The 6,398-nt window shown below is 72.6% G+C and carries 6 protein-coding genes; 3 read left to right on the forward strand and 3 right to left on the reverse strand.

Annotated features, from left to right (window positions below; translation table 11 throughout):
* Nucleotides 1-190: 190 nt before the first annotated feature.
* Entirely contained in the window at nt 191-1,024 is an 834-nt protein-coding gene (locus tag AADR41_RS29520) for an arylamine N-acetyltransferase family protein (protein WP_342284495.1), read from the reverse strand.
* 120 nt (nt 1,025-1,144) lie between these two features.
* Here AADR41_RS29520 and AADR41_RS29525 point away from each other — a divergent pair, with 120 nt between their 5' ends.
* Both AADR41_RS29525 and AADR41_RS29530 read left to right on the forward strand, forming a co-directional pair.
* Nucleotides 1,145-1,474 carry a hypothetical protein gene (locus tag AADR41_RS29525; protein ID WP_342284496.1) on the forward strand — a complete coding sequence of 110 codons (330 nt, stop codon included), beginning with the start codon at nt 1,145-1,147 and terminating at the stop codon, nt 1,472-1,474.
* A 385-nt stretch (nt 1,475-1,859) separates the two neighbouring features.
* Complete coding sequence (locus tag AADR41_RS29530) at nt 1,860-2,720, forward strand: S1 family peptidase (protein ID WP_342284498.1); 861 nt, start codon at nt 1,860-1,862, stop codon at nt 2,718-2,720.
* Between the two features lie 83 nt (nt 2,721-2,803).
* Here the strand turns inward: AADR41_RS29530 and AADR41_RS29535 are convergent, their stop codons facing one another.
* Nucleotides 2,804-3,625 (reverse strand): TetR/AcrR family transcriptional regulator C-terminal domain-containing protein, encoded by an 822-nt coding sequence (locus AADR41_RS29535; protein ID WP_342284500.1) that lies wholly within the window; start codon nt 3,623-3,625, stop codon nt 2,804-2,806.
* A gap of 109 nt (nt 3,626-3,734) precedes the next feature.
* Between AADR41_RS29535 and AADR41_RS29540 the strand changes: the two genes are divergently transcribed.
* Nucleotides 3,735-4,586, forward strand: coding sequence for a siderophore-interacting protein (locus AADR41_RS29540; RefSeq protein ID WP_342284502.1), 852 nt, complete (start codon nt 3,735-3,737; stop codon nt 4,584-4,586).
* Here the strand turns inward: AADR41_RS29540 and AADR41_RS29545 are convergent.
* The gene (locus AADR41_RS29545) at nt 4,581-6,230 is read right to left on the reverse strand and encodes an N-acyl-D-amino-acid deacylase family protein (protein ID WP_342284504.1); all 1,650 of its coding nucleotides are present in this window, start codon (nt 6,228-6,230) and stop codon (nt 4,581-4,583) included. The genes AADR41_RS29540 and AADR41_RS29545 overlap by 6 nt on opposite strands.
* Nucleotides 6,231-6,398 lie beyond the last annotated feature (168 nt).

The raw sequence follows: 6,398 nt of genomic DNA on the forward strand, positions 1-6,398 counted from the left end.
TTCCATAGCCATGTGCCCACAGTCCGCGACCGTGGGAACGCCGGGCGGGGACGGGGGCGGGGCTTCGAATGCGGTGGAATCCGGGCGTGACGGACGCGGACGGGTGAGATGCGCCACGAGCGTCCCCCTCAGTGCCCTCAGTGCCCCCGGTCTCCTCTGCTCCCGCTCCCTCTCTGCTTGCCCTCTCCCTCTACTCCGGCAGTCGGGTGTCCGGGGGGAGGCGGATGCCGAAGTCGGCCGCCAGTACGTGCAGCACCTCGTCGCCGTTCGCGAGTTCGCGTTCCTCACGGGTGCCGTCGTGCGCGGTGACGGTGAGGGTGCGGCCGGTCAGCGAGAGGTGGGTGTCCGGGGTCGTGCGCTGGGCGTACACCCGGCGCGAGAACGGGGAGCGCGGGTTGGTCGCGATGTGCCAGTTGATCACCTCGTAGTCCGGTGCCTCGAAGGGTTCCAGCGTGAACGCGTACTGGGGCTCCCACGCCCCGTCGGCGGTGTGCGCCTGGAGCTCCCACTGCGCGAGCGGCCCGTCGTGCGGGGTGTTCACCAGCCGGTGGCGTCGCGGGGTGTCGTACAGCTCGGCGCCGGCGACCAGCGGGATCGGCTCCAGCAGCGCGCCGGGGGAGCCGAAGCCGACATCCGCCAGGTACGGCGTGGCCTCGCCCGGCACCCCGGCCAGCATCAGCATGTGCGTGCGCGGCCGGATGTCCCCGGGCCCGGCCCCCACCACGACCCGGGCGCAGAGCAGGGTGATCCGGAAGCCGAGCGTGGTCAGCGCGGCGGCGAGCAGCGTGTTGTGCTCGTAGCAGTACCCGCCGCGCCCGCCGCGTACGAGCTTCGCCTCCAGGTCCGCGATCGCCAGCGAGGGCGCGTGTCCCAGCACCGGCTCCAGGTTCTCGAAGGGGATGCCCAGCGCGTGGGCCCGGTGCACGGAGCGCAGTACGCCGGCGGTGGGCCGGCGCTCCCCGGTCCATCCGATGCGGGCGAGGTAGGCATCCAGGTCGGGCAGGCGGTCGCGGTCGGAAGTCATGCCCCCGACGGTACGCAGTGGGGCCGGCCGGGCGGCCGTCCGGGCCCGGTCGCCTCCTGCGTACCTCAGATGCGGCTCAATTCGTGTGTGAAGGGGCCTCTTTCGGGTGAGCCTGATCTCATGATCGGAAATGGAAAGCAGGATCTGGCCGTGGTCGTGGTGCGCGACGCGGAAGCCATCGGTGCGGCGCTCCGGCAGGCGCTGGAGACCGCGGGCGCGGAAGAACGCCCCGGCCTGGAGCGGGCCCTGGCCGTGGTCGCCGATGCGGCCGGCGTACCGGACGCGGAGCTGCGGGGCCGCTGGGCGGGGCACCGGATCAGGGCGGCCGGCCACCAGGGCCCGCTCGACGCGGTCGCGGCGGTCAAGGCGCTCCGCAAGGCCGAGCCGGGGCTGAGCCTGCGCCAGGCGGCGCAGCTGTCGAGGGAGGCGGCGGCGAGGGAGGCCGCGTAGCCGTGCGGCTCATCGGGTGAGCAGGCCGACCACACCTGTCGTGCCGTCGCGCCCTCATGCCCGTGTGCCGGTGTGCCCTCGTGACCGCGGCCCTGGACCGGGTGACGCCCCGTCAGTGACCGGAACAGGTGCGGAGTCGGTGACTCCGTGCCGACGGCCTGCTTCTCGGCGGTGCGCGGCATCGTCGGGCTGCCCGCGACCTGCACGGCAGGGTCGGGCATCGCCCCCGAGTGCGGTCGACGTCGGTCGGCCGGGAGTGGTGGCTTGAAACCGCCCCTTGTGGGAGCCCCTTCAGTGCGCCAACATGCGCATGTCAAATCCGAAGGCAACTTCGGTGGGCGGGAGCCATCGGGCCCCTGCCCAGGTCACTTGAGGGGACCCCCACATGAAGAAGCCTCTCGTCGGTGCGCTGTTCGCTGTTCTGCTCCTCGGGGCAGGCATCGCGCCCGCAACCGCAGCAACCGGCCACGAAGCGGCGTCGCCCGCCGCGGTCAAGGAGAAGGCCCGGCCCAAGGCGGTCAACTTCGCCGGAACCGTGGCGCTCAGCAACTGTTCCGGCTCCGTCGTCCGCACCCCGGACTCCCAGCCCGACGACCCCGCGCTGGTGCTCTCCAACGGGCACTGCATGGAGTCGGGATTCCCCGGCCCCGGTGAGGTCGTCCTCGACCAGCCGTCCACCCGCAGCTTCACCCTGCTGAACGCCTCGGGCAGCGGCGTCGGAACCCTCCGGGCGAGCAAGATCGCGTACGGGACGATGACCGACACCGACATATCGGTGTACGAACTCACCAGCACCTACGCCCAGATCGAGAGCACCTACGGCATCAAGGCGCTGGAGCTCAACACCGCGCACCCCGTCCAGGGCACCGCGATCACCGTCGTGTCCGGCTACTGGAAGCGCACCTACTCCTGCAACGTCGACGGCTTCGTCTACCGCCTCAAAGAGGGCGAGTGGACCTGGAAGGACTCGGTCCGCTACACCTCCGCCTGCCAGACCATCGGCGGTACGTCCGGTTCTCCGGTGATCGACAACGCGACCGGCAAGGTCGTCGCCGTCAACAACACCGGTAACGAGGACGGCCAGGAGTGCACGGACAACAACCCGTGCGAGGTCGACGAGAACGGCGATGTGACGGTGCGCGAGGGCATCAACTACGCCCAGGAGACGTACGGCATCGTGCCGTGCATCGGCACCGGCAACAAGTTCGACCTCGACCGTGCGGGGTGTGACCTGCCCAAGCCGTGATCGTGACCCGGTGAGTCAGGTCGCCGCCGCGATGCCCGCCACCGGGTGCCGCGGCGGCGATCGGCGTGTTCACGGCCCGCGGTTCACGGCTTCGCCGTGCGCCGGACCGCCGCCTCGATCCCGTCGAGCAGTACCCCGAGCCCGGCGGTGAACGTCTCCCTCGCCTCCCGCTCCAGGTACGGCACCGCCTCCCCGTACGGCGCCGGGGCCGGTGGCTGCGGCGCGGAGCCGGCCTCCATCGCTACCAGGTTCGGATAGCGCTCCGCGAAGTCGGGCGCCACCTCGCCCAGCAGCGCCGAGCGGGCGAACCACCACTCCTCGTCCGACTCGCCCGTCACCGCCGCCGCCTGCCGCGCCTCCGCGACCGTCCCGGCGCAGCCGCGCACGAAGTGGGAGAGCGTGCCGACCAGCCGCCGCAGCAGGTGCGCTTCGAGTCCGGTCTCGTTCAGCAGGCGCACCAGAGTGTCCAGCCCCGCGTACTCGTGCGGGCCGAGCACCGGGCGGGCCTGGGAGACCTGGAGCACCCAGGGGTGGCGGAGGTGGAATTCGAGTCCGTCCCGCGCCCACTCGGTCAGGCCCGCCCGCCAGCCGCCGGTGGCGTCGTACCCGGTGGGCAGCTCGGCGTGGACCGCGTCGTACATCAGGTCCAGCAGCTCGCCCTTGCTGGGCACATAGGTGTAGAGCGCCATCGCCGTGCGGCCGAGCCGCTCGCCCACCGCGCGCATCGAGAGCGCGGCCATGCCCTCCTCGTCCGCGACGGCGATCGCGGCGGTCACGATCGCGTCGACGCTCAGCCCCGGCCTGGGGCCGGGGCCGGGGCGCCGGGCCTGCTGCTCCGGCCGGTCGGCGCGCCAGAGCAGGGCCATCGAACGGCGGGCGTCGCCCTGTCCGGCAAAGACCACCACTTGCGACTCCTTACGTCATAAAGTAACTTCGCCGAGCAATTCCTTACGACGTAAAGTATCAGCCGGAGAAGCCGGCGAAGCCGGGGAACCGGAGAAGGCGGGAGTCGCGATGGGGCAGGCGTTGACCGTGTCGTACGTACGGGTCGTCGGCGTGGAGCGGATCACTCCGCGCACGGCACGCATCACCTTTGCCGGGGACGCGCTGGCGGAGCTCATGGAGGACCGGCCCGACCAGCAGATGAAGCTCTGCTTCCCGAGGCCGGGGCAGGACGTGCCCCGGCTGCCCGAGCCGGAGGCCGACGACACGTACGGCATGCGGTGGTACGAGGCGTACCTCGCGATCCCCGAGCCCGAGCGGCCACTGCTGCGGAGCTTCACGGTCCGCGGGTACGACCGCCGACTGGATGTGATGGCGGTCGACTTCGTGCTCCACGGCGACGGCGGGCCCGCCGCTCGCTGGGGGTGGGACGCGCGCCCCGGCGATGTGCTCGGCATGGTCGGACCGTCGTCGCTGTACGCCCGGCCGCTGCCCACCGCCGACTGGCTGCTGCTGGCCGGCGACGAGACGGCGCTGCCCGCGATCGGGACCTTGCTGGAGTCGCTGCCGGCCGGCGCGCGGGCGCTCGTCTGGGCCGAGGTCGCCGACGCGGCGGAGGAGCGCCCGCTGGACTCGGACGCCGATGTGACCGTCCACTGGGTGCACCGGGAGCGCGGCGGATCGCTGCCGGACGCGGTACGGGCGGCCCGGCTGCCCGCCGGCTCCGGGGCGGCGTGGCTGGCCGGTGAGGCAGCGGCGGTACGGGCCCTGCGCCGCCACCTGGTCGAGGAGCGCGGGCTGGCCAGGAAGGCCGTGGAGTTCAGTGGCTACTGGCGGCGCAGCCTCACCCAGGACGACGCCCCGACCGAGGAGGACCTGGCCTGGGCGAAGGAACAGGCGGGGGAGGGGCAGGAACCCTCATAGGCCGCCCCGGGCGCTCCCCGTTCCGCGGGCGCCGCCTGTTCCCCGGACGGACCGGCCCGCCAGGATCTGGGTGCGGCGCCCGTCCTCGATGACGAACCGGCCGTCGATCAGTACGTGCGGGATGCCGACCGGCAGTGTGCGCGGCTCCTCGAACGTCGAGCCCGCCGCCACCGTCTCCGGGTCGAAGAGGACCAGGTCGGCGCGGTAGCCCTCGCGGACGTACCCCCGGTCGGCCAGACGCAGCCGGTGCGCGGGGCGCGAGGTGAGGTGGGCGACGCACTCCTCCAGCGACAGGGTGCCCAACTCCCTTGCGTACCGCCCGAGATACTGCGGGAAGGTGCCGTAGGCACGCGGGTGCGGCTTGTCGCCCTGGAGGATGCCGTCGCTGCCTGCGGTGTGCACCCGGTGGCGCATGATCTGCCGCACGTTCTCCTCGTGGCCCACGTGCTGGAGGATCGTCGAGCCGAGCCGGTCCTCGACGAGCAGCCTGCGCGCGGTCGCCCAGGGCGTCTCGCCGCGCAGCCGGGCGGAGTCGGCCACCGTGCGGCCGACATGGCCGGCGAGGGCGGGGGCGCCGACCCCCGAGATCTCGATGGTGTCCCACTCGATCGGCACGCCGTGGCAGCCGTCCGAGCCCACCACCTCCATGTCGTGCCGGATCCGGTCCGCCGTGGCGTCGTCGGCGAGGCGGGTGAGCACCGCCTCGGGCCCGCCCTCGCTCGCCCAGCTCGGCAGCAGCGCGACGAGGGTCGTGCAGCCGGGCGTGTACGGGTAGGTGTCGAGGGAGATGTCGGCGCCCGTGTCGAGGGCGTGGTCGAGCAGGGCGAGCAGTTCGGGGGCCCTGCCCTTGTTCACACCGAAGTTCATGGTGGCGTGGGCGAGATGGAGGGCGCAGCCCGCGTTCCTGGTGAGCTGCACCATCTCCTCGTACGCGCCGAGCGCGCCCGCCCCGTACGAGCGGTGGTGCGGGCAGTAGTAGCCGCCGTACCCGGCCACCACCCGGCACAGTTCGGTGAGTTCGGCGTCGTCGGCGTACATGCCGGGCGTGTACGTGAGCCCGGACGACATGCCGACCGCGCCCTCCGCCATGCCCTGGGCGACGAGCTCCTTCATCCGCTCCAGCTCGGCCCCGGTGGCCGGGCGGTCCTCCCAGCCCACCGCGTACATCCGGACCGTGCCCTGCGGAATCAGATAGGCGGCGTTGACGGCGATGCCCCGGCCGTCGAAGTTGCGGTCCAGCCGGTCCAGGTACTCGCCGACCGTGCGCCAGTCGAAGTCGATGTCGTCGCCGTTTCCGTTCCAGCCGGCGATGGAACGGCGGACCTCGGCGAGCGTCCGGTCGTCGACCGGGGCGTACGACAGGCCGTCCTGGCCGAGGACTTCGAGCGTGACGCCCTGCGCGGCCTTGGCGCTGTGGTCGGGGTCGCGGAGCAGCGCGAGATCGCTGTGCGCGTGCATGTCGATGAAGCCGGGGGAGAGGACGAGCCCGTCGGCGTCGAGCGTGCGGCGGGCGGAGGGACGCGGACCGGGGGCGCCTTCGGGGTGGATCTCGGCGACCCGGCCGTCGGCGACGGCCACATCGGCACGGCGGCGGGGGGCGCCGGTGCCGTCGACGACATGGGCGTTACGGATGACCAGGTCCATGGGGGCTCCAGTTCAGGCCCCTCGGTGAGCAAGGAGCATCTCAGGCCTCTCGGCGGGCGAGGGGCGTCTTCAGCCCCTCGGCGGGCGAGAGGCACCTCAAGTTCAGCCCCTCGGTGGGCGAGAGGCTCCTCAAGCCCCTCCGGCGATTGAGGAGCGGGGGTCCGGGGG

It is taken from the genome of Streptomyces sp. CLV115, from assembly GCF_038448545.1.
Lineage (GTDB): Bacteria > Actinomycetota > Actinomycetes > Streptomycetales > Streptomycetaceae > Streptomyces > Streptomyces sanglieri.

What these genes read in the sequence shown, in the direction of transcription:
- AADR41_RS29520 (WP_342284495.1), bottom strand. Translation starts at nt 1,024, where the DNA reads ATGACTTCCGACCGCGACCGCCTGCCCGACCTGGATGCCTACCTCGCC.
- AADR41_RS29525 (WP_342284496.1), top strand. Translation starts at nt 1,145, where the DNA reads ATGATCGGAAATGGAAAGCAGGATCTGGCCGTGGTCGTGGTGCGCGAC.
- AADR41_RS29530 (WP_342284498.1), top strand. Translation starts at nt 1,860, where the DNA reads ATGAAGAAGCCTCTCGTCGGTGCGCTGTTCGCTGTTCTGCTCCTCGGG.
- AADR41_RS29540 (WP_342284502.1), top strand. Translation starts at nt 3,735, where the DNA reads ATGGGGCAGGCGTTGACCGTGTCGTACGTACGGGTCGTCGGCGTGGAG.
- AADR41_RS29545 (WP_342284504.1), bottom strand. Translation starts at nt 6,230, where the DNA reads ATGGACCTGGTCATCCGTAACGCCCATGTCGTCGACGGCACCGGCGCC.